The sequence below is a fragment of the Pseudomonas sp. GL_135 genome, assembly GCF_057834665.1.
On record NZ_CM174408.1, the window covers coordinates 358,919 to 377,164 of the forward strand.

16 protein-coding genes and 2 pseudogenes are annotated in these 18,246 nt (G+C 59.3%); 11 read left to right on the forward strand and 7 right to left on the reverse strand.

Annotation, left to right across the window (positions count from 1 at the left end; all coding sequences use genetic code 11):
* Window position 1: 1 nt before the first annotated feature.
* Window positions 2-190 carry a hypothetical protein gene (locus AC3ISG_RS01575; protein WP_122624469.1) on the reverse strand — a complete coding sequence of 63 codons (189 nt, stop codon included), beginning with the start codon at window positions 188-190 and terminating at the stop codon, window positions 2-4.
* Window positions 191-920: 730 nt separating this feature from the next.
* Entirely contained in the window at window positions 921-2,219 is a 1,299-nt protein-coding gene (gene gbcA / locus AC3ISG_RS01580; RefSeq protein ID WP_122536473.1) for a glycine-betaine demethylase subunit GbcA, read from the reverse strand.
* A 327-nt stretch (window positions 2,220-2,546) separates the two neighbouring features.
* Between gbcA and gbcB the strand changes: the two genes are divergently transcribed.
* Window positions 2,547-3,647, forward strand: coding sequence for a glycine-betaine demethylase subunit GbcB (gbcB, locus tag AC3ISG_RS01585; RefSeq protein ID WP_122536474.1), 1,101 nt, complete (start codon window positions 2,547-2,549; stop codon window positions 3,645-3,647).
* 72 nt (window positions 3,648-3,719) lie between these two features.
* On the opposite strand, the gene AC3ISG_RS01590 is transcribed toward gbcB, so the two are convergent.
* Both AC3ISG_RS01590 and AC3ISG_RS01595 read right to left on the reverse strand, forming a co-directional pair.
* Window positions 3,720-4,592, reverse strand: coding sequence for a methyl-accepting chemotaxis protein (locus AC3ISG_RS01590; protein WP_420793055.1), 873 nt, complete (start codon window positions 4,590-4,592; stop codon window positions 3,720-3,722).
* Window positions 4,575-5,372: pseudogene (locus tag AC3ISG_RS01595) on the reverse strand (MCP four helix bundle domain-containing protein); the annotation flags it as partial. The gene AC3ISG_RS01590 and the pseudogene AC3ISG_RS01595, both read right to left, overlap by 18 nt.
* Window positions 5,373-5,660: 288 nt before the next feature.
* On the opposite strand from AC3ISG_RS01595, the gene AC3ISG_RS01600 reads away from it, so the two are divergent.
* Both AC3ISG_RS01600 and AC3ISG_RS01605 read left to right on the forward strand, forming a co-directional pair.
* A complete protein-coding gene (locus AC3ISG_RS01600) occupies window positions 5,661-5,894 on the forward strand; it encodes a hypothetical protein (RefSeq protein WP_065991261.1) in 234 nt (77 codons plus the stop codon).
* Entirely contained in the window at window positions 5,891-6,193 is a 303-nt protein-coding gene (locus tag AC3ISG_RS01605; RefSeq protein WP_122536476.1) for a cell division protein ZapA, read from the forward strand. Before AC3ISG_RS01600 ends, AC3ISG_RS01605 begins: the two co-directional genes overlap by 4 nt.
* A gap of 71 nt (window positions 6,194-6,264) precedes the next feature.
* On the opposite strand, the gene AC3ISG_RS01610 is transcribed toward AC3ISG_RS01605, so the two are convergent.
* Entirely contained in the window at window positions 6,265-7,305 is a 1,041-nt protein-coding gene (locus AC3ISG_RS01610) for a threonine aldolase family protein (protein ID WP_122536477.1), read from the reverse strand.
* 117 nt (window positions 7,306-7,422) lie between these two features.
* On the opposite strand from AC3ISG_RS01610, the gene AC3ISG_RS01615 reads away from it, so the two are divergent.
* Both AC3ISG_RS01615 and alaC read left to right on the forward strand, forming a co-directional pair.
* The gene (locus AC3ISG_RS01615) at window positions 7,423-8,148 is read left to right on the forward strand and encodes a TraX family protein (protein ID WP_489298380.1); all 726 of its coding nucleotides are present in this window, start codon (window positions 7,423-7,425) and stop codon (window positions 8,146-8,148) included.
* Window positions 8,149-8,418: 270 nt separating this feature from the next.
* The gene (gene alaC, locus AC3ISG_RS01620) at window positions 8,419-9,633 is read left to right on the forward strand and encodes an alanine transaminase (RefSeq protein WP_489298381.1); all 1,215 of its coding nucleotides are present in this window, start codon (window positions 8,419-8,421) and stop codon (window positions 9,631-9,633) included.
* Window positions 9,634-9,688: 55 nt separating this feature from the next.
* Here the strand turns inward: alaC and AC3ISG_RS01625 are convergent, their stop codons facing one another.
* A complete protein-coding gene (locus tag AC3ISG_RS01625; RefSeq protein ID WP_489298382.1) occupies window positions 9,689-9,913 on the reverse strand; it encodes a hypothetical protein in 225 nt (74 codons plus the stop codon).
* A 253-nt stretch (window positions 9,914-10,166) separates the two neighbouring features.
* Between AC3ISG_RS01625 and AC3ISG_RS01630 the strand changes: the two are divergent.
* Window positions 10,167-10,322 (forward strand): annotated as a pseudogene (locus AC3ISG_RS01630) (alanine transaminase); the annotation flags it as partial.
* A gap of 10 nt (window positions 10,323-10,332) precedes the next feature.
* Here the strand turns inward: AC3ISG_RS01630 and AC3ISG_RS01635 are convergent.
* Window positions 10,333-11,070 (reverse strand): hypothetical protein, encoded by a 738-nt coding sequence (locus AC3ISG_RS01635; protein ID WP_489298383.1) that lies wholly within the window; start codon window positions 11,068-11,070, stop codon window positions 10,333-10,335.
* Window positions 11,071-11,404: 334 nt separating this feature from the next.
* Between AC3ISG_RS01635 and glyA the strand changes: the two genes are divergently transcribed.
* From glyA to AC3ISG_RS01660, 5 genes are all read left to right on the forward strand, one after another.
* Window positions 11,405-12,658, forward strand: a complete 1,254-nt coding sequence (glyA, locus tag AC3ISG_RS01640) for a serine hydroxymethyltransferase (RefSeq protein WP_122536481.1) — start codon at window positions 11,405-11,407, stop codon at window positions 12,656-12,658.
* A 15-nt stretch (window positions 12,659-12,673) separates the two neighbouring features.
* A complete protein-coding gene (locus tag AC3ISG_RS01645) occupies window positions 12,674-13,924 on the forward strand; it encodes a sarcosine oxidase subunit beta family protein (RefSeq protein ID WP_122536482.1) in 1,251 nt (416 codons plus the stop codon).
* Window positions 13,925-13,939: 15 nt separating this feature from the next.
* Window positions 13,940-14,254 (forward strand): sarcosine oxidase subunit delta, encoded by a 315-nt coding sequence (locus AC3ISG_RS01650; protein WP_074886785.1) that lies wholly within the window; start codon window positions 13,940-13,942, stop codon window positions 14,252-14,254.
* Window positions 14,251-17,271, forward strand: a complete 3,021-nt coding sequence (locus tag AC3ISG_RS01655; RefSeq protein WP_489298384.1) for a sarcosine oxidase subunit alpha — start codon at window positions 14,251-14,253, stop codon at window positions 17,269-17,271. Before AC3ISG_RS01650 ends, AC3ISG_RS01655 begins: the two co-directional genes overlap by 4 nt.
* A gap of 251 nt (window positions 17,272-17,522) precedes the next feature.
* Complete coding sequence (locus AC3ISG_RS01660; RefSeq protein ID WP_489298385.1) at window positions 17,523-18,155, forward strand: sarcosine oxidase subunit gamma; 633 nt, start codon at window positions 17,523-17,525, stop codon at window positions 18,153-18,155.
* Window positions 18,156-18,246: the final 91 nt, after the last annotated feature.

An 18,246-nucleotide genomic window follows, 5' to 3' on the forward strand; every position in this document is an offset into this window, starting at 1 on the left:
GTCATTCCTGCCGGAGCCTGCGGGAGGCCGATCGGAACGCTTCCCTGATTTCTTCCGTGGTCTTGGGTTTGAAGCTGATAATGCCCAATAATTCTTTGGGCAGAGCAAACGAGGCGCCTTGCTTACGTTTGGATAGCCTGTTGTTCGCCTCAATAACGACTTTGTGTGAGAACGGTGTCCAGTGATCCATAAGTGTGCTCCCTCCTGCCGGGTTGATGTGCGATGAGTGTACCGAGCAGTCCGGGGCTTGGATGTCAGACACTTCCTAAACGTACCCACCCAAATGTCTATGGAGACATACCCACAATCGCTGTTGATCCGCCTGTGGATAAACTGTTCGCGTATTGCTCCAGCCCTTTGCTGGCGTCGCTCTCAGCCGGCTGGTTGATTTTTGATCGCTCTATCTAGCGGATTGCTATGGATTTTCTCCACAGGCCAGTCCCGTTGGCGCGTTTTCTTACCCACATTGTCTGTGAGCGTGCGTGTGGATAAGATGTTCGTGATTCGCTGCAGACCTTGTAATTCGTGGCGTCTAGAGCTTTGCTCAAAATTTAACCAATAACAGCCATCTAGAGTTAATCCGCGCTGCTGGTAAGCTCTAACGAGCGCTTTTCACGCTTTTCCACAGCACTTTGCAGACTTACACACATATGCTGTTGGCGCTTCTGTGGATAACATGTTCGCGGTCGGGGTTTAACCCCTGAATCCGGTCGTTTGAGCGATCTGCTCAAAAAATGATCAGGAGTCTTTTTTAGCATTTATCAAAGTGGGGCAAGATCACATGCAGGTTCGGGGAGCGTCACGCAGATTTCCGCGCACACTTCCTAAACGCAGCGCGGGCAAGCGCGCTCCTACAGCTCGAATGTCTGTAGAAGCGCGGTTGCCCGCGACGTTGTGCGCATGAACCCGACTGATAAACCCTACTCGTGGTTAACCGCCACACCTTTCAAATATGAAGCAGGCTCGGCGCCCATGTTTTCCAGCAATTTGGCGCTGTACCAGTCGATGAAGTTCACCACGCCAAATTCGTACGTCTTTGAGTACGGCCCCGGCTGGTAAGCGACGGAGTTGATCCCGCGCTGGTTTTCTTCGGCCAGTCGACGGTCCTGGTCGTTGGTGGCGTCCCAGACCTCACGCAGGCGCGCGACGTCGTAGTCGACGCCTTCGACAGCATCCTTGTGCACCAGCCATTTAGTGGTAACGAGGGTTTCTTGTGCGCTGACCGGCCACACGGTGAATACGATGACGTGGTCGCCCATGCAGTGGTTCCACGAGTGGGGCAGGTGCAGGATGCGCATCGAGCCCAGGTCCGGGTTCTGGATGCGGCCCATCAGTTTTTTGCTGCCTTGCTTGCCATCCATCGTCATCGAGACGGTGCCTTTGAGCAGCGGCATGCGCACGATGCGGTTGCGCAGGCCAAAGCTGGCGTGGGCGAACGGGATCTTTTCGGCTTCCCAGGCGGCGGCGGATGCCGCGACGTGGTCCTTGAAGGCCTGGTCAGCGCGCGGGTCGGTGACGTCGTCCCACTCCAGCAAGGTGTTCAGCAGTTCGGGGTGCGACGCATTGCAGTGGTAGCACTCGCGATTGTTCTCCAGCACCAGCTTCCAATTGGCTTTTTCGACCAGGGTGGTTTGCACCGCCACCTTGGTGTTCTCCATGTCGTACGGTTCCATGTAGTGATTCAGCGTCTGCAGGAACGCGTCGATGGCGGGAGGGTTGCTGGCCATGCTGATGAAAATGTACCCGCCCGCCACTTTGCAATGCACCGGCTTGAGGCCGAACTGCTTCATGTCGAAGTCCGCACCCATTTCGGTACCGGCATACAGCAGGCGACCATCGAGTTCGTAGGTCCACTGGTGGTAAGGACAGACCAGCTTGGCAACCTTGCCTTTTTCCTTGGTGCACAGGCGAGAACCGCGGTGGCGGCAGACGTTGTGGAACGCATTGATCGAGCCGTCCGGTCCGCGCACGACCAGGATCGGGTTCTTGCCGATCTGGAGGGTGAGGAAGTTGCCTTTGGCCGGCACTTCACAGCTCATCCCCGCGATCAGCCACTCTTTCTGAAAGATTTCCTGCATGTCGATTTCAAACAGCCGCTCATCGCTGTAGAAAGGCTGCGGCAGCGAGTAAGTGCGCTCGCGGGTGTGCAGCATCTCGGCAGTCGCCTTGCGCGCAGGTTCCAGCGGATCGCCCAAGCTCAGAGTTGCGGTGACGTCCATCTTTCAAGTCCTCAGGCCGCGCTTGGCGCAGCCTACGAATGTGGCTGATACGGTGGGTGTGTAGCGAATCACGTGAGGCGGCAGAGTTTCTGACGCGCCGGCCGACAGATAAAAATGCTGTAACGAATTGATGGCGAGTGTGGAGCCGGGCGCGACCCGAACCTTATCCATGGGCGACATGGCCGAATCCGTTTCCGACGGCCCGGCCCCTATAGACCGGGGCTGGTCGCCATAAGTATGTGAATGTCGCTGATAGGTAAATAGGCGGGTCGCCCGTTACGCAGAATCGCACCATAAGAGGCCGACCGTCGGCCGTGGAGAGTGAATATGTCCCAGAGTTTCCTCAGCCCGGTCAACACCCAGACGTGGTCCAACGGCCGCCACCTGGTACGGGTCGTCAAAGTGATCCAGGAAACCTGGGACGTGCGCACGTTCTGCTTCATGGCCGACCAGCCGATTCTGTTCTTCTTCAAGCCCGGCCAGTTCGTCACCCTGGAGCTTGAAATCGACGGCGTGCCGATCATGCGCTCCTACACCATCTCCAGTTCGCCTTCGGTGCCGTACAGCTTTTCGATCACCATCAAGCGTGTGCCCGGCGGCAAGGTTTCAAACTGGCTGCACGACACGCTTCACGAAGGCCAGGAGCTGGCGGTGCACGGGCCGGTGGGCCTGTTCAACGCGATCGATTTCCCGAATCCGAAGATTCTCTACCTCAGCGGCGGCGTCGGCATCACGCCGGTCATGTCCATGGCGCGCTGGTACTACGACACCAACGCCAACGTCGACATGGTGTTCGTCCACAGTTCGCGCTCGCCCAAAGACATCATTTACCACCGCGAGCTGGAACAGATGGCGTCGCGAATCAACAATTTCGCTCTGCACATCGTCTGTGAGAAACATGGGTTGGGTGAGCCTTGGGCAGGCTATCGCGGTTATCTGAACCAGAAGATGCTCGAACTGATGGCCCCGGATTTCATGGAGAGAGAGGTGTTCTGCTGCGGGCCGACGCCGTACATGAGTGCGGTCAAGCGGTTGCTTGAGGCCAACGGTTTCAACATGGCGCAGTACCATGAAGAGTCCTTTGGCGCGACGCCGCCGGAAGCCCGCGCCGACGCCGTGGAACAGGCCGAACAGGCCGCCGATGCGCCCGACCTGGATGTCGCTGACTTGCATCAGGTGGAATTCACCGACACCGGCAAGAGCATTCGCGTCGCACCGGGCGAAACCGTACACGCGGCTGCTGCGAAGCTAGGCCTGATGATTCCCAAGGCCTGTGGCATGGGTATCTGCGGGACCTGCAAGGTGATGAAACTGAGCGGGGAGGTGGAGATGGAGCACAACGGTGGCATCACCGATGACGATGTAGACGAAGGCTACATCCTGGCCTGCTGCAGCGTGCCGAAGGGGGATGTGCGGATTGAATATTGAGGCCTGACGCCGGCCTCAACCTCTTACCCGTTTGGAAGAGCCGACTCGGTCTCGAGCGGCTCTTAACCGTGGTTAAACCTTGAAGCGCGCAACCATGCCGTTCAAATCCACAGCCAGACGTGACAGCTCGTTGCTGGCGGCACTGGTCTGATTCGCCCCGGTCGCCGACTGAGTCGACAGGTCACGGATGTTCACCAGGTTGCGGTCCACTTCCCGAGCGACTTGGGCTTGCTCTTCCGCGGCGCTGGCGATGACCAGGTTGCGTTCGTTGATTTCCACCACCGCGCTATTAATGGTATCCAGCGCAAGACCGGCGCCCTTGGCGATGTTCAATGTGGACTCGGCGCGTTCGGTGCTGCTGCGCATGGAGTTCACAGCCTGCTCGGTGCCGCCCTGGATGCTGCCGATCATGCGCTCGATTTCGCTGGTCGACTGCTGGGTGCGGTGGGCGAGGGCGCGGACTTCATCGGCAACCACAGCAAACCCGCGACCCGCTTCACCCGCACGGGCCGCTTCGATGGCAGCGTTAAGGGCCAGCAGGTTGGTCTGGTCCGCCAGACCGCGAATCACATCCAGCACCTTGCCGATGTCACGGGACTCGTCCGCCAGATTGCCGATCAAGGTGGAGGTGCTCTGCACATCGGCGCTCATGCGCTCGATGGCGCCGACGGTTTCCTGCACCAGATCGCGGCCATCGCTGGCGGACGTGGTGGCATTCTTCGACGCTTCCGAGGTGCTCACAGCATTGCGTGCGACTTCTTCTACGGCACTGGTCATCTGGTTGACCGCGGTGGCGGCCTGTTCGATTTCGTTGTTCTGCTGGGACAGGCCACGTGCGCTTTCATCGGTGACAGCGTTCAGCTCTTCGGCTGCCGAAGCAAGCTGTGTGGCCGAACCGGAAATGCGCTGCAGGGTATCGCGCAGCTTGGATTGCATCTTCAGCATCGCGGCCAGTAAACGGCCCGCTTCGTCAGTACCGTCCACCGTGATGGTGCGCGTCAGGTCACCTTCGGCAATATCCTCGGCAGCGTGCAGTGCCGACGCGATAGGTCGGGTAATGCTGTTGGTCAGCAACCAGGCGAACAGCAAGGTCAGCGCAGTGGCAATGATCAGCAGCGTGACGACCATCGTGAACGCGGTCGAGTACTGCTGAGTCGCGTTGGCGCTGGCCTGGTTGAGCTGTTGCGTGTTCATCTCCACCAGCTTGCCGAGCACTACGTTCATCTGGTCCGAGTTGGTCTGCAGGTCGGCGCTGAGCAGGCGGGTCAGTTCGGTCATGTCATTGGCCTGACTCAGCGACTTCATGCGGCTTTCAAGCTGGCGATAGTCGTTCAGCAGCTGCACGTACTGGTCGTAGGCCGACTGTTCCTCTGGTGCGGAAATCAGTTTGACGTAGACGGCGCGGGCATCGTCGATCTGCTTGTTGCGCATGGCCAACAAATCGGTGGTTTTCTGCAGCGTGTCGGGGTCGCGATTGAGCATGAGCCGGTACGACAATACGCGCAGGCGAATGCTGCCCTCGGTCAACTTATCCAGCGCCTTGATGCTCGGCATGCTGTTGGTCGCCATGACCACATTGGCGTTGTTGATCTTGTTCATCTGCGACAAAGCGAAGATGCCCAGAATCAGCATCAGCAGGCCAATGACGGAGAATCCAAGAAAGGCGCGTGGGGCGATATTCAAATTACGTAGGGACATTACGGTTCCAGGAAGGCCGCGATCCATGCGAGGCGAAAGATAAATGTGTCAGAGATGCACGGGTTATCGGACGGCCATATGGGGACTTGATGCCGCTGGTCTGCGCTGTGCGGTTATGTCGCACCCGCTAATCTGACGAACAGCAGGAACAAGATCGCAGAAACGTAGTCAATCAGGGCCGTTATGCGTTTGCGGAATAGAGTTGTAGAGATGCTTGTTGGTCGGTGTAGTGGCTTGGATGCCCTGATTTCACTGGTAGCTAAAGTGACTTTTCTTTATCGTACGCGCCCTTTGAAATTTGCCTGAGATATCAAAATGTTGGAAGCATCCCTAAGCCAGTTGGAAAAGCTCGTCAGTGACCTGGTACAGCACAATCAGGAGCTGCAGAACACGAACGCACAACTCGCCGAAGAGTTGAAACAAGCCCGGGATGACAACGACAGTCTGCAGCTGAGTCTGATGGAGCAGGAAGAGAAGCAAGGCGCGACGGCTGCGCGCATCCAGGCGTTGGTTGATCGTGCCACCAGCGTCAGCGCGGTTGACGCATGATCACTGATCAGGACGGCGCCAAGGTTATTTCGATTCTGGGCAACGACTACACGATCAAGGCACCTGCCGGGCAAGAGCAGACCTTGATGGATGCTGTGTCGATGCTGAGATCGGCATTGTTTGAAACCAAGCGCAGTTACCCGACGCTGATCGGCGACCGCTTGCTGGTGCTGGCGGCGTTGAACCTGTGTTCAAAGCAGATCGAACTCAAGCAACAACATGCCGAAGCGCTGAGCCGTTACGAAGACAAGGTCAGCGCAACGGTCGAAGTGATCGAGAAGGTGATCGCCCAAGGGTGATGTGCCGCCCAGCCCAGCCCATCCGCTGACTGCGGATGGGCGGCAGCCTGCGAGCCACGAGCAAGCTGCTTTCAGCTACCCATCACCAGCCGGATATCCGCAGCCAACTCCCGCACGCGTGCTTCTTCGGTGTCCCACGAGCACATGAAGCGCGCGCCGCCGACGCCGATGAACGTGTAGAAGCGCCAGCCCCGTGCGGTCAGCGCAGCAATGGCCGCTTCCGACAGTTGCAGGAATACGCCGTTGGCCTGCACGGGGAACATCAATTCCACCCCCGGAATATCCTTCACCAGATCCGCCAGCAACTGCGCGCAGCGGTTGGCGTGACGCGCGTGTTTAAGCCAGGCGTCGTTTTCCAGCAAACCGACCCAGGGCGCCGACAGGAAGCGCATCTTCGAGGCGAGTTGACCGGCCTGCTTGCAGCGGTAGTCGAAGTCTTCGGCGAGTTTGTGGTTGAAGAACAGGATCGCCTCGCCTACCGCCATGCCGTTCTTGGTGCCACCGAAGCACAGCACATCAACCCCTGCCTTCCAGGTCAGCTCGGCAGGCGAGCAACCGAGGAAGGCGCAGGCGTTGGCAAAACGAGCGCCGTCCATGTGCAGGTTCAGGCCCAGCTCTTTGCAGGTCTCGCTGATGGCTTTGAGCTCTTGGGGCTGATAGACGCTGCCGACTTCCGTGGCCTGGGTCAACGTGACCACGCGGGGTTTCGGATAGTGGATGTCGGCGCGTTTGAGCGCGACTTCACGAATGGAATCAGGCGTCAGCTTGCCGTTCTCGCTGCGTGCGGTCAGCAGTTTAGAGCCGTTGGAGAAAAATTCCGGGGCGCCGCATTCATCCGTTTCAACGTGGGCCGTTTCCGAGCAGATGACGCTGTGGTAACTCTGGCAGAGCGATGACAGCGCCAGGGAGTTGGCCGCGGTGCCGTTGAAGGCGAAAAACACCTCGCAGTCTGTTTCGAACAACTGACGGAATTGATCGGCCGCGCGCGCTGTCCATTGGTCGTCGCCATAGGCACGCTGGTGCCCGTGGTTGGCTTGTTCCATGGCCGCCCACGCTTCCGGGCAGATTCCCGAATAGTTGTCGCTGGCGAACTGCTGGCTTTGGTCTGACATGGCCGCTTCCCTGTAATCGAAGGCTGCGACTGTAACCAAAGTTGATCGGTTTGGTCATGCATTCTTGCGTCAGAAAATTCAGCCAGACAGCGAAGCAATATGACCGAAACGAAATCAATGACCGCACCCGCGCGTGATCGCGCGCTGGACCTGCTCAAGTGGCTGGCGATGCTGAGCATGGTGATGGATCACCTGCGCTACGTCGGCTGGCACGCCAATTGGCTGTACGTGCCGGGGCGGCTGGCGTTCCCGTGGTTTTGCCTCGCGATTGCCGTCAACGTGGTGCGCAGTGGCCGGCGTGAGGTTGAGCCTTCGGTGAAGTGGAAATACCTGACATGGCTGGCGGTGTTTTCTGTGGTCGCCGAGTTGCCCTACAGGATTTACATGGCCGGGGAGGTCACGACGCTTAATGTGCTGCCGACGCTGGCGCTGGGTTTGCTGGTTGCGCAGGGCGGATTGAGCCGGTCATGGCCGGCGAGGGGCCTGGGTATCGCTGCCCTGGCGATTGGTGTTCTGTTTGGGCCGCACTTGATGTTCGGCATGTATGGGGTTTTGCTGCCGCTGGCGTTTGTGCTCGTGCTGCGTACCTCTTTATGGCTGGCGATTGTGCCGGGGATCGTCTGTTTATTGAGCAACGAGTGGCCGAAGATCATCGACGGCATGCTGTGGGGCGACCCGATTTCCATCGGTGCGCTGGTGGCTTGTCTGCTGGCGCCGTTGTTGGGGCTGGCAATTCTGCACTGGCGCCCGGCATTTGACGTGTGGCCAATGCGGCGGTGGGCGTACCTGATTTATCCGGTGCATTTTTTGCTGCTGTTTGGACTGCGGCAGATCATCGAATGACAGTGATGTGGCAGACAGGTACTCAGCGTGTGCGCCCTTAGTTTTGCGTTGCGACTTCCGACGCCTTCCCGGCTAAAGCCAGTCCCACTATTTAATCGCAGTGATTCAGTGGGACCGGCTTTAGCCGGGAAGAGGCCGGTGTGAGCACCCTCAATTTTCCGGTGTCGCTGTAGACAAACCGCTGTCCCCGCCCGTATCTTCCGCCTCAGGCCACCGCAGTGGCCAGCGTCGCTCGGACGGTTCCGGGCGCTTACGTCTTCAGAGGTTTCCATGGCAGACCAAGGTTCGCCGCGCCGTTTTGCGCGCATTGATCGACTCCCCCCTTACGTGTTCAACATCACCGCCGAGCTGAAAATGGCTGCGCGTCGTCGTGGTGAGGACATCATCGACCTGAGCATGGGCAACCCCGATGGGGCAACGCCGCCGCACATTGTCGAGAAACTGGTCACCGTCGCCCAACGTGAAGACACTCACGGCTACTCGACTTCGCGTGGCATCCCGCGTCTGCGTCGGGCGATTTCCAGCTGGTACAAGAAACGCTACGACGTCGACATCGACCCTGAAGATGAAGCCATCGTCACCATCGGCTCCAAGGAAGGCCTGGCGCACCTGATGCTCGCCACGCTGGATCAGGGCGACACTGTTCTGGTGCCAAACCCCAGTTACCCGATCCACATCTATGGCGCCGTCATCGCCGGCGCCCAAGTGCGCTCCGTGCCACTGGTGCCAGGCGTGGACTTCTTCGCAGAGCTGGAGAAAGCCATTCGCGGCTCGATCCCCAAGCCCAAGATGATGATTCTGGGTTTCCCGTCCAACCCTACCGCTCAATGCGTCGAGCTGGATTTCTTCGAGCGCGTCGTTGCCCTCGCCAAACAGTACGACGTGCTGGTGGTTCACGACCTGGCCTACGCCGACATCGTCTACGACGGCTGGAAAGCCCCGTCGATCATGCAGGTGCCCGGCGCCAAGGACATTGCGGTGGAATTTTTCACCCTGTCCAAGAGTTACAACATGGCGGGCTGGCGGATCGGCTTCATGGTCGGCAATCCGGAATTGGTCAACGCCTTGGCGCGGATCAAGAGCTATCACGACTACGGCACGTTCACGCCGCTGCAAGTGGCCGCCATTGCTGCGCTGGAAGGTGATCAGCAGTGCGTGCTCGACATCGCCGAGCAGTATCGTCAGCGCCGTAACGTACTGGTCAAAGGTCTGCATGAGCTGGGCTGGATGGTCGAGAACCCGAAAGCGTCGATGTACGTCTGGGCGAAGATTCCCGAGGCTTACGCGCACCTTGGGTCGCTGGAGTTCGCCAAGAAACTGCTAGCAGAGGCCAAAGTCTGCGTGTCGCCCGGTGTCGGTTTTGGTGAATACGGCGACGACCACGTTCGCTTTGCGCTTATCGAGAACCAGGACCGGATTCGTCAGGCCGTGCGGGGTATTCGTAGCATGTTACGGACGGATGGGCAGCTTTCTGGGAAAAGCTGACTATATATAGTGTTGCAGGTATTGCCTGATTCCTCAGGCAATACCTGCAATCTCTTCAGTCCGATGTGTGGCTGATCAGGCCGTCGTAATGAGTGAAGATTACGTACGAAGATTCCGTCCCATCATCGGGAAACCAGATTTTCTTATAAAGGACCCTTGCAGGTTGATGTCCGGCCACGATTTCATCACCTTTATTAAGCCCAGCGAAATCAATATCTGTCATAGAGACCTTGATTGGGCTAAATGTTAAGCCTCTCACTTGAACTTCGATTTGTGCCATGGTTATTGCTCCTTTTAGATAGGCCAACCGATGAGTTGGTAAGTTCATATTACGCCTTGAAAACTTGCCCGTGAACTGTCAGAAATGACAGGTTTTACTGCCGTTGGTCGGGGTGCTGTCAGCCAAATATTTATAGTAAATGAGGCTTAAGTTCACTGTATTGGGATAGCAACTTCAACAGATCCTCAGACTGGCTACTGCTCTATTTTTTAAATTCAGTGAGCAACTTTGCGTCAGTGTCGTAACGTGCTGGTCAAAGGTCTGCGTATCGCCCGGTGTCGGTTTTGGTGAATACGGCGACGACCACGTTCGCTTTGCGCTTATCGAGAACCAGGCCCGGATTCGTCAGGCCGTGCGGGGTATTAGCAGCATGTTTCGGGCTGACGGATGGGTTACGCAAAAAAACTGAATACCGTCACTCATGTGCCGAGGTCATGACGGGACCTCGGCACATCCGGTAGCGGCATATGCTTGAGAATCGGTGATGAGGGTAATTCGGCACGTGTGGTGATGCCATAGACGACCGATAGTTTATTGGAACTGCTCTCTACATAGTAATCACCGAGCGCGGCACATCGAATTGCTTCAGCTTCCGTAACAGTTTTTGAGTAGCTGCGCCCTTCAACGGTACGGATGTTGACTGACACTTGGCGGTCATCAGACACTCTGAAAGTTCTGTCCATCACAATGTCTTCTTCAGTAGGACTTACGTAAAAAGTCGTGCCTTTTGGAAGATACAGCGCGAGGTCGGATTCGACGGACTGCGGTGCCGCGATGGGTGGTAGTTCCCATAAATAAATATCGGCGACCACTTCTGCGTCTGGATAGGAAATGATTTTCAGAATGACCGAATAGTACCCGCCGTCCTGATGAACGATGTCCTGAGGGGTTGCATAAAGCCTGGCATCGCCCACTGCAACTGTGGCCGAGAGAACTTCGTCCGAATCCTCGACGTAGACGGCAATCAGCGCCTCAAACTCGTTCAGTTCTCGAATAATCCTCAGCTTGACCGAGCCTTCTATATCTACCGTGTGAAACACGCCCTGAGTCAGAAAGAGCAGCGGCTCGGTAGCGGGCCCCTGCCGACTGACGTGTTTCCCCCTCAGGGTTTTCCACAACTGTGGAGTTAGCGTATGCGACCTTGCGATTGTGCCCATGATCATTCCCTTGAGTGAGTGGCTGGCAGTTAATCCGTTGGCTCAAAAGTAAGGCCGCTGTCGCTATTTGAATACTGTCAGTTTTGACAGTCCCCGTGCCCATTGGTCTGAGGTGTTGTGGCGTGCCGAGGATCCGCGGGAGGCTCAGGGCCGACAGTCTGCTGCGCGCAGAATCGCGCAAATCCCGCTCCCCGTTGACCCATGTCGTAAACGCGCCTTTGTGTGGCGTGCGTAGGCATCTGGGCTGTCAGCGTCAGCCATACCATCGTGGCCAAAGGGCAGTTCAAGGCCCTGTCGATCATTCAGGCGCCGCGCCGCCGCTGGGAGAACCGCGATGTTCAGCAAGCAAGACCAGATCCAGGGTTATGACGATGCACTGTTGGCGGCGATGAGTGCCGAAGAGCAGCGTCAGGAAGACCATATCGAGCTGATCGCCTCGGAGAACTACACCAGCAAGCGCGTGATGCAGGCCCAGGGCAGCGGCCTGACCAACAAATACGCCGAGGGTTACCCCGGCAAGCGTTACTACGGCGGTTGCGAGCATGTCGACAAGGTCGAGCAACTGGCGATCGATCGCGCCAAGCTGCTGTTTGGCGCCGACTACGCAAACGTCCAGCCGCATTCCGGTTCATCGGCCAACAGCGCGGTTTACCTGGCGCTGCTGCAAGCGGGCGACACCTTGCTGGGCATGAGCCTGGCCCATGGCGGTCACCTGACCCACGGTGCCAAAGTGTCTTCATCGGGCAAGCTGTACAACGCCGTTCAATACGGCATCGACGTTGCCACTGGCCTGATCGATTACGACGAAGTCGAGCGACTGGCCGTCGAGCACAAACCGAAGATGATCGTTGCCGGTTTCTCGGCCTACTCCAAAACCCTGGATTTCCCACGCTTTCGTGAGATCGCCGACAAAGTGGGCGCGCTGCTGTTCGTTGACATGGCCCATGTGGCCGGTCTGGTCGCCGCCGGTTTGTACCCGAACCCGCTGCCGTACGCCGACGTGGTCACCACCACCACCCACAAAACCCTGCGCGGTCCCCGTGGCGGGTTGATCCTGGCCAAGGCCAACGAAGAGATCGAGAAAAAGCTCAATTCCGCCGTGTTCCCGGGTGCCCAGGGCGGCCCGCTGATGCACGTGATTGCCGGCAAGGCCGTGTGCTTCAAAGAAGCCATGGAACCCGGTTTCAAAGCCTACCAACAGCAAGTGATCGACAACGCCCAGGCCATGGCGCAGGTGTTCATTGATCGCGGTTACGACGTCGTGTCGGGCGGGACGGATAACCACCTGTTCCTCGTCAGCCTGATCCGTCAGGGCCTGACCGGGAAAGACGCCGATGCGGCGCTGGGTCGAGCGCACATCACCGTTAACAAGAACGCCGTGCCGAATGATCCGCAATCGCCGTTCGTGACGTCGGGCCTGCGCATCGGCACACCCGCTGTGACCACGCGCGGTTTCAAAGTTACCCAGTGCATCACGCTGGCAGGCTGGATCTGCGACATCCTCGACAACCTCGGCGACGCCGATGTCGAGGCCAATGTTGCCGACCAGGTCGCCGCGCTGTGCGCCGATTTCCCGGTTTACCGCTGAGTCAGGAGTCGCACCATGCAGCATTACTCGGGCTTCGGCCTCTTCAAACACTCCCTCAGCCACCACGAAAACTGGCAGCGCATGTGGCGCACGCCCACCCCGAAAAAGGTCTACGACGTCGTGATTGTCGGCGGAGGCGGGCACGGTCTGGCGACGGCGTACTACCTGGCCAAAGAACACGGCATCACCAATGTGGCCGTGGTCGAAAAAGGCTGGTTGGGCGGCGGCAATACCGCGCGTAACACCACCATCGTGCGTTCCAACTATCTATGGGACGAGTCCGCGCACTTATACGAACACGCGATGAAACTGTGGGAAGGCCTGTCTCAGGACATCAACTACAACGTCATGTTTTCCCAGCGCGGCGTTTACAACCTGTGCCACACCCTGCAGGACATGCGTGATTCCGAGCGCCGCGTCAGCGCCAATCGCCTCAACGGCGTCGACGGCGAGTTGCTTAACGGCAAGCAAGTGGCCGACGAGATTCCGTACCTCGACTGCTCGAAAAACACCCGTTACCCGATCATCGGCGCGACCGTGCAGCGTCGCGGCGGTGTGGCGCGTCATGACGCCGTGGCCTGGGGCTATGCCCGCGCCGCCGATGCGTTGGGCGTGGACTTGATTCAGCAGACCGAAGTGACCGGTTTCCGCAAGGAAAACGGCGTGTGCATCGGCGTCGAAACCAACAAGGGCTTCATCGGCGCCAAGCGCGTCGGTGTGGTGACTGCCGGCAACTCTGGCCACATGGCCAAGCTCGCCGGTTTCCGTCTGCCGGTGGAATCTCATCCGCTGCAAGCGCTGGTGTCTGAGCCGATCAAGCCGATTATCGACAGCGTGATCATGTCCAACGCCGTGCACGGCTACATCAGCCAGTCCGACAAGGGCGACCTGGTGATCGGGGCCGGGATCGACAGCTGGATCGGCTATGGCCAGCGCGGCTCGTACCCGGTGATCGAACACACCATTCAGGCCATCGTCGAGATGTTCCCGGTGCTGTCGCGGGTACGCATGAACCGCCAGTGGGGCGGCATCGTCGACACCACCCCGGACGCCTGCCCGATCATTTCCAAGACGCCGGTGCCGAACATGTTCTTCAACTGCGGTTGGGGCACCGGTGGCTTCAAGGCCACCCCTGGCTCGGGCAACGTGTTTGCTGCAAGCCTGGCGAAAGGCGAAATGCACCCGCTGGCCAAGCCCTTCTCAATCGACCGGTTCCACAACGGCGCATTGATCGATGAACACGGCGCTGCAGCCGTAGCCCACTAACAGAGGACTTTTCCCATGTTGCATATCTTCTGTCCTCACTGTGGCGAACTGCGCTCCGAAGAGGAATTCCACGTCTCCGGTCAGGCCCATATCCCGCGTCCGCTGGACCCGGCTGCCTGCACTGACGAAGAGTGGGGCGATTACATGTTCTTCCGCGACAACCCGCGCGGCCTGCACCACGAGCTGTGGATTCACGCAGCGGGCTGCCGTCAGTACTTCAACACCACGCGTGACACCGTGACCTACGAAATTCTCGAAACCTATCCGATCGGCACGCAGCCGCAGTTCGTCAATCCGGCGCCCGCGATCAGAAAGGGGGATCAGGTATGAGCCAGTCCAATCGCCTGCCCAACGGCGGCCGCATCGATCGCAGCAAGGTCCTGAATTTCAACTTCAATGGCCAGACGTACCAAGGCTTCGAAGGCGACACCCTGGCCGCCGCCTTGCTTGCCAACGGCGTCGACATCATTGGTCGCAGCTTCAAGTATTCCCGTCCTCGCGGCATCTTTGCGGCAGGTTCCGAAGAGCCGAATGCCGTGCTGCAGATCGGCGCCACCGAAGCCACGCAGATTCCCAACGTGCGCGCTACGCAACAGGCGCTTTACTCGGGCCTCGTCGCGACCAGCACCAACGGCTGGCCGAGCGTGAATACCGACATGATGGGCATTCTCGGCAAGGTCGGCGGCAAACTGATGCCGCCGGGCTTCTACTACAAAACCTTCATGTACCCGCAATCGTTCTGGATGACCTACGAGAAGTACATCCGCAAGGCCGCAGGCCTGGGGCGTTCGCCGACCGAGCTGGATCCGGACACCTACGACAACATGAACCAGCACTGCGATGTGCTGGTGGTCGGCGCCGGCCCTGCAGGTCTGGCCGCCGCACTGGCCGCTGCGCGCAGCGGTGCTCGGGTCATCCTGGCGGACGAGCAGGAAGAATTCGGCGGCAGCCTGCTGGACAGCCGCGAAAGTCTGGACGGTAAACCGGCAGCGGAATGGGTGGCGACGGTGGTGGCCGAACTCAAAGGCCTGCCCAACGTCACCCTGCTGCCGCGCGCCACGGTGAACGGTTACCACGACCACAATTTCCTGACCATTCATGAGCGCCTGACCGATCACCTCGGCGACCGTGCACCGATTGGTCAGGTGCGGCAGCGCATGCACCGTGTTCGCGCCAAGCGCGTGGTGCTGGCGAGCGGTACCCACGAGCGCCCGCTGGTTTACGGCAACAACGATGTGCCGGGCAACATGCTGGCCGGCGCGGTCTCCACTTACGTGCGCCGTTATGGCGTGGCGCCGGGCAAGAAACTGGTGCTGTCGACCAACAACGATTACGCCTACCGCGTGGCGCTGGACTGGCTAGACGCTGGCTTGCACGTGGTAGCTGTCGCCGATGCGCGTCACAACCCGCGCGGCGCACTGGTGGAAGAAGCCCGCGCCAAAGGCATTCGCATCCTGACCGGCAGCGCCGTCACCGAAGCCCGTGGCACCAAGCGCGTGACCGCAGCCCGGGTTTGCGCCATCGACGTCAGAGCTCACAAGGTCACCAGTCCTGGCGAGTGGCTCGAGTGCGATCTGGTCGCCAGCTCCGGTGGTTACAGCCCGATCGTTCACTTGGCTTCCCACCTCGGCGGCAAGCCGGTCTGGCGCGAAGACATCCTCGGTTTCGTGCCGGGCGAAGCGCCGCAGAAACGTGTCTGCGTCGGCGGTGTGAACGGCGTCTACGCCCTCGGCGACTCACTGGCCGATGGCTTTGAAGGCGGTGTTCGCGCCGCCAGTGAAGCCGGTTTCAAACCGGTCGAAGGCGTACTGCCCAAAGCGTTGAGCCGCGTGGAAGAGCCGACACTGGCGCTGTTTCAAGTGCCGCACGAGAAAGGCACTGCGCGGGCGCCGAAGCAATTCGTCGACCTGCAGAACGACGTCACCGCGGCGGCCATTGAGTTGGCGACCCGCGAGGGTTTCGAGTCCGTCGAGCACGTCAAACGCTACACCGCGCTGGGTTTCGGTACCGATCAGGGCAAGCTTGGCAACGTCAATGGGCTGGCGATTGCCGCCCGTTCGCTGAACGTGTCGATCCCTGAAATGGGCACCACCATGTTCCGCCCGAACTACACGCCGGTGACCTTCGGCGCCATCGCCGGGCGTCACTGCGGTCACGTGTTCGAGCCGGTGCGCTTCACCGCGCTGCACGCCTGGCACGTGAAGAACGGCGCTGAATTCGAAGACGTTGGTCAGTGGAAACGTCCATGGTATTTCCCGAAAGCCGGTGAAGACATCCACGCCGCGGTGCGCCGCGAGTGCAAGGCCGTGCGCGACAGCGTGGGTCTGCTGGACGCATCGACACTGGGCAAGATCGACATTCAAGGCCCGGATGCGCGGGAATTTCTGAACCGCATCTACACCAACGCCTGGACCAAGCTCGATGTAGGCAAGGCGCGTTACGGCCTGATGTGCAAGGAAGACGGCATGGTCTTCGACGACGGTGTCACCGCCTGTATCGCCGACAACCACTTCATCATGACCACCACGACCGGCGGCGCTGCCCGCGTGCTGCAGTGGCTGGAAATCTATCAACAGACGGAGTGGCCGGATCTGAAGGTGTACTTCACGTCCGTCACCGACCACTACGCAACCCTGACACTGTCGGGCCCGAACAGCCGCAAGCTGCTCAGCGAAGTGACCGACATCGACCTGGGCCGTGAAGCGTTTCCGTTCATGACCTGGAAAGAGGGGCTGGTGGCCGGTGTGCCGGCGCGTGTATTCCGGATTTCGTTTACCGGCGAGCTTTCCTACGAAGTGAACATCCAGGCCGACTACGCCATGGGCGTTCTGGAAAAAATCGCCGAAGCCGGCAAACAGTACAACCTGACCCCGTATGGCACTGAAACCATGCACGTCCTGCGGGCGGAGAAGGGCTTCATCATTGTCGGCCAGGACACTGACGGCTCGATGACCCCGGACGATTTGAACATGGGCTGGTGTGTCGGCCGCACCAAGCCGTTCTCGTGGATCGGCCAGCGCGGCATGAACCGTGAGGACTGCGTGCGGGAAGATCGCAAGCAGCTTGTGGGCCTGAAACCGGTTGACCCGAATAAATGGCTGCCGGAAGGCGCGCAACTGGTGTTCGATCCGAAGCAGTCGATCCCGATGAAGATGGTGGGCCACGTGACCTCGAGTTACGCCGCGAACTCGCTGGGCTATTCGTTCGCGATGGGTGTGGTCAAGGGCGGGCTGAAGCGCATGGGCGAGCGGGTGTTTGCGCCCCTGGCGGATGGGTCGGTGATCGAGGCGGAGATCGTGTCCTCGGTGTTCTTCGATCCGAAGGGTGATCAACAGAACGTGGAGTGATTGGTGGGGGCGCGCGGCATGTCTGACATGCTGCGTCGCCTGATCCATTCGCGAGCAAGCTCGCTCCCACAGTGGCCGTTGACGTTGATGGGAATGAGCTTGCTTTCACGATGACCGTTGACTTCATGGGACTGAACTTGCTGCCACGGTGATCATGGACCTTGTGGGAGCGAGCTTGCTTGCGAAGGGGCCATCCCGGACATCGCATATTTTGCACTCACTGAAACAACAGAATTCAACACAGGTGCTCTATGACCACAGCCAACGTTTACCAACAGCGGCCAGCGACCGACGCCAAAGCCGAGTCGCCGCTGTTTCACGCTGACCTTCAGAGCCTGATTGGCAAAGGCCGCAGCAATCCGGGCGTCGTGCTGCGGGAGAAAAAACTGCTTGGCCACCTGACCATCCGTGGCAATGGCCACGATGCGGCGTTCGCGGCGGGTGTGCACAAGGCGCTGGGCATGGAACTGCCGGGCGCGCTGGCGCTGGTCTCAAGCGGCGATAGCTCGATCCAGTGGCTCGGCCCGGATGAGTGGTTGCTGATCGTGCCGACCGGTGAAGAATTCGCCGTCGAGCAGAAGCTGCGCGAGGCGCTAGCCGGTTTGCACATCGCCATCGTCAACGTCAGCGGCGGGCAATCGCTGCTGGAGCTGACCGGCCCGAAGGTGCGCGAAGTGCTGATGAAGTCCACCAGCTACGACGTGCACCCGAGCAACTTCCCGGTGGGCAAGGCCATCGGCACGGTGTTCGCCAAATCGCAGTTGGTGATCCGCCGTACCGGCGAAGACACCTGGGAACTGGTCATCCGCCGCAGCTTCGCCGATTACTGGTGGATGTGGTTGCAGGACGCGAGTGCTGAGTATGGTTTGAGCGTTGCCGCCTGATGCCAGGTTGACCACATGACCTGTGGGAGCGAGCTTGCTTGCGAAGTGGCCGATAGGGGGCACGATTTTGTGTTGTCCCAGAAGCCGTCTT

Excerpts from the sequence above, each read along its gene's own strand:
- AC3ISG_RS01575 (WP_122624469.1), bottom strand. The coding sequence starts at position 190 with ATGGATCACTGGACACCGTTCTCACACAAAGTCGTTATTGAGGCGAAC.
- gbcA (WP_122536473.1), bottom strand. The coding sequence starts at position 2,219 with ATGGACGTCACCGCAACTCTGAGCTTGGGCGATCCGCTGGAACCTGCG.
- gbcB (WP_122536474.1), top strand. The coding sequence starts at position 2,547 with ATGTCCCAGAGTTTCCTCAGCCCGGTCAACACCCAGACGTGGTCCAAC.
- AC3ISG_RS01590 (WP_420793055.1), bottom strand. The coding sequence starts at position 4,592 with ATGCTGAAGATGCAATCCAAGCTGCGCGATACCCTGCAGCGCATTTCC.
- AC3ISG_RS01600 (WP_065991261.1), top strand. The coding sequence starts at position 5,661 with ATGTTGGAAGCATCCCTAAGCCAGTTGGAAAAGCTCGTCAGTGACCTG.
- AC3ISG_RS01605 (WP_122536476.1), top strand. The coding sequence starts at position 5,891 with ATGATCACTGATCAGGACGGCGCCAAGGTTATTTCGATTCTGGGCAAC.
- AC3ISG_RS01610 (WP_122536477.1), bottom strand. The coding sequence starts at position 7,305 with ATGTCAGACCAAAGCCAGCAGTTCGCCAGCGACAACTATTCGGGAATC.
- AC3ISG_RS01615 (WP_489298380.1), top strand. The coding sequence starts at position 7,423 with ATGACCGCACCCGCGCGTGATCGCGCGCTGGACCTGCTCAAGTGGCTG.
- alaC (WP_489298381.1), top strand. The coding sequence starts at position 8,419 with ATGGCAGACCAAGGTTCGCCGCGCCGTTTTGCGCGCATTGATCGACTC.
- AC3ISG_RS01625 (WP_489298382.1), bottom strand. The coding sequence starts at position 9,913 with ATGGCACAAATCGAAGTTCAAGTGAGAGGCTTAACATTTAGCCCAATC.
- AC3ISG_RS01635 (WP_489298383.1), bottom strand. The coding sequence starts at position 11,070 with ATGGGCACAATCGCAAGGTCGCATACGCTAACTCCACAGTTGTGGAAA.
- glyA (WP_122536481.1), top strand. The coding sequence starts at position 11,405 with ATGTTCAGCAAGCAAGACCAGATCCAGGGTTATGACGATGCACTGTTG.
- AC3ISG_RS01645 (WP_122536482.1), top strand. The coding sequence starts at position 12,674 with ATGCAGCATTACTCGGGCTTCGGCCTCTTCAAACACTCCCTCAGCCAC.
- AC3ISG_RS01650 (WP_074886785.1), top strand. The coding sequence starts at position 13,940 with ATGTTGCATATCTTCTGTCCTCACTGTGGCGAACTGCGCTCCGAAGAG.
- AC3ISG_RS01655 (WP_489298384.1), top strand. The coding sequence starts at position 14,251 with ATGAGCCAGTCCAATCGCCTGCCCAACGGCGGCCGCATCGATCGCAGC.
- AC3ISG_RS01660 (WP_489298385.1), top strand. The coding sequence starts at position 17,523 with ATGACCACAGCCAACGTTTACCAACAGCGGCCAGCGACCGACGCCAAA.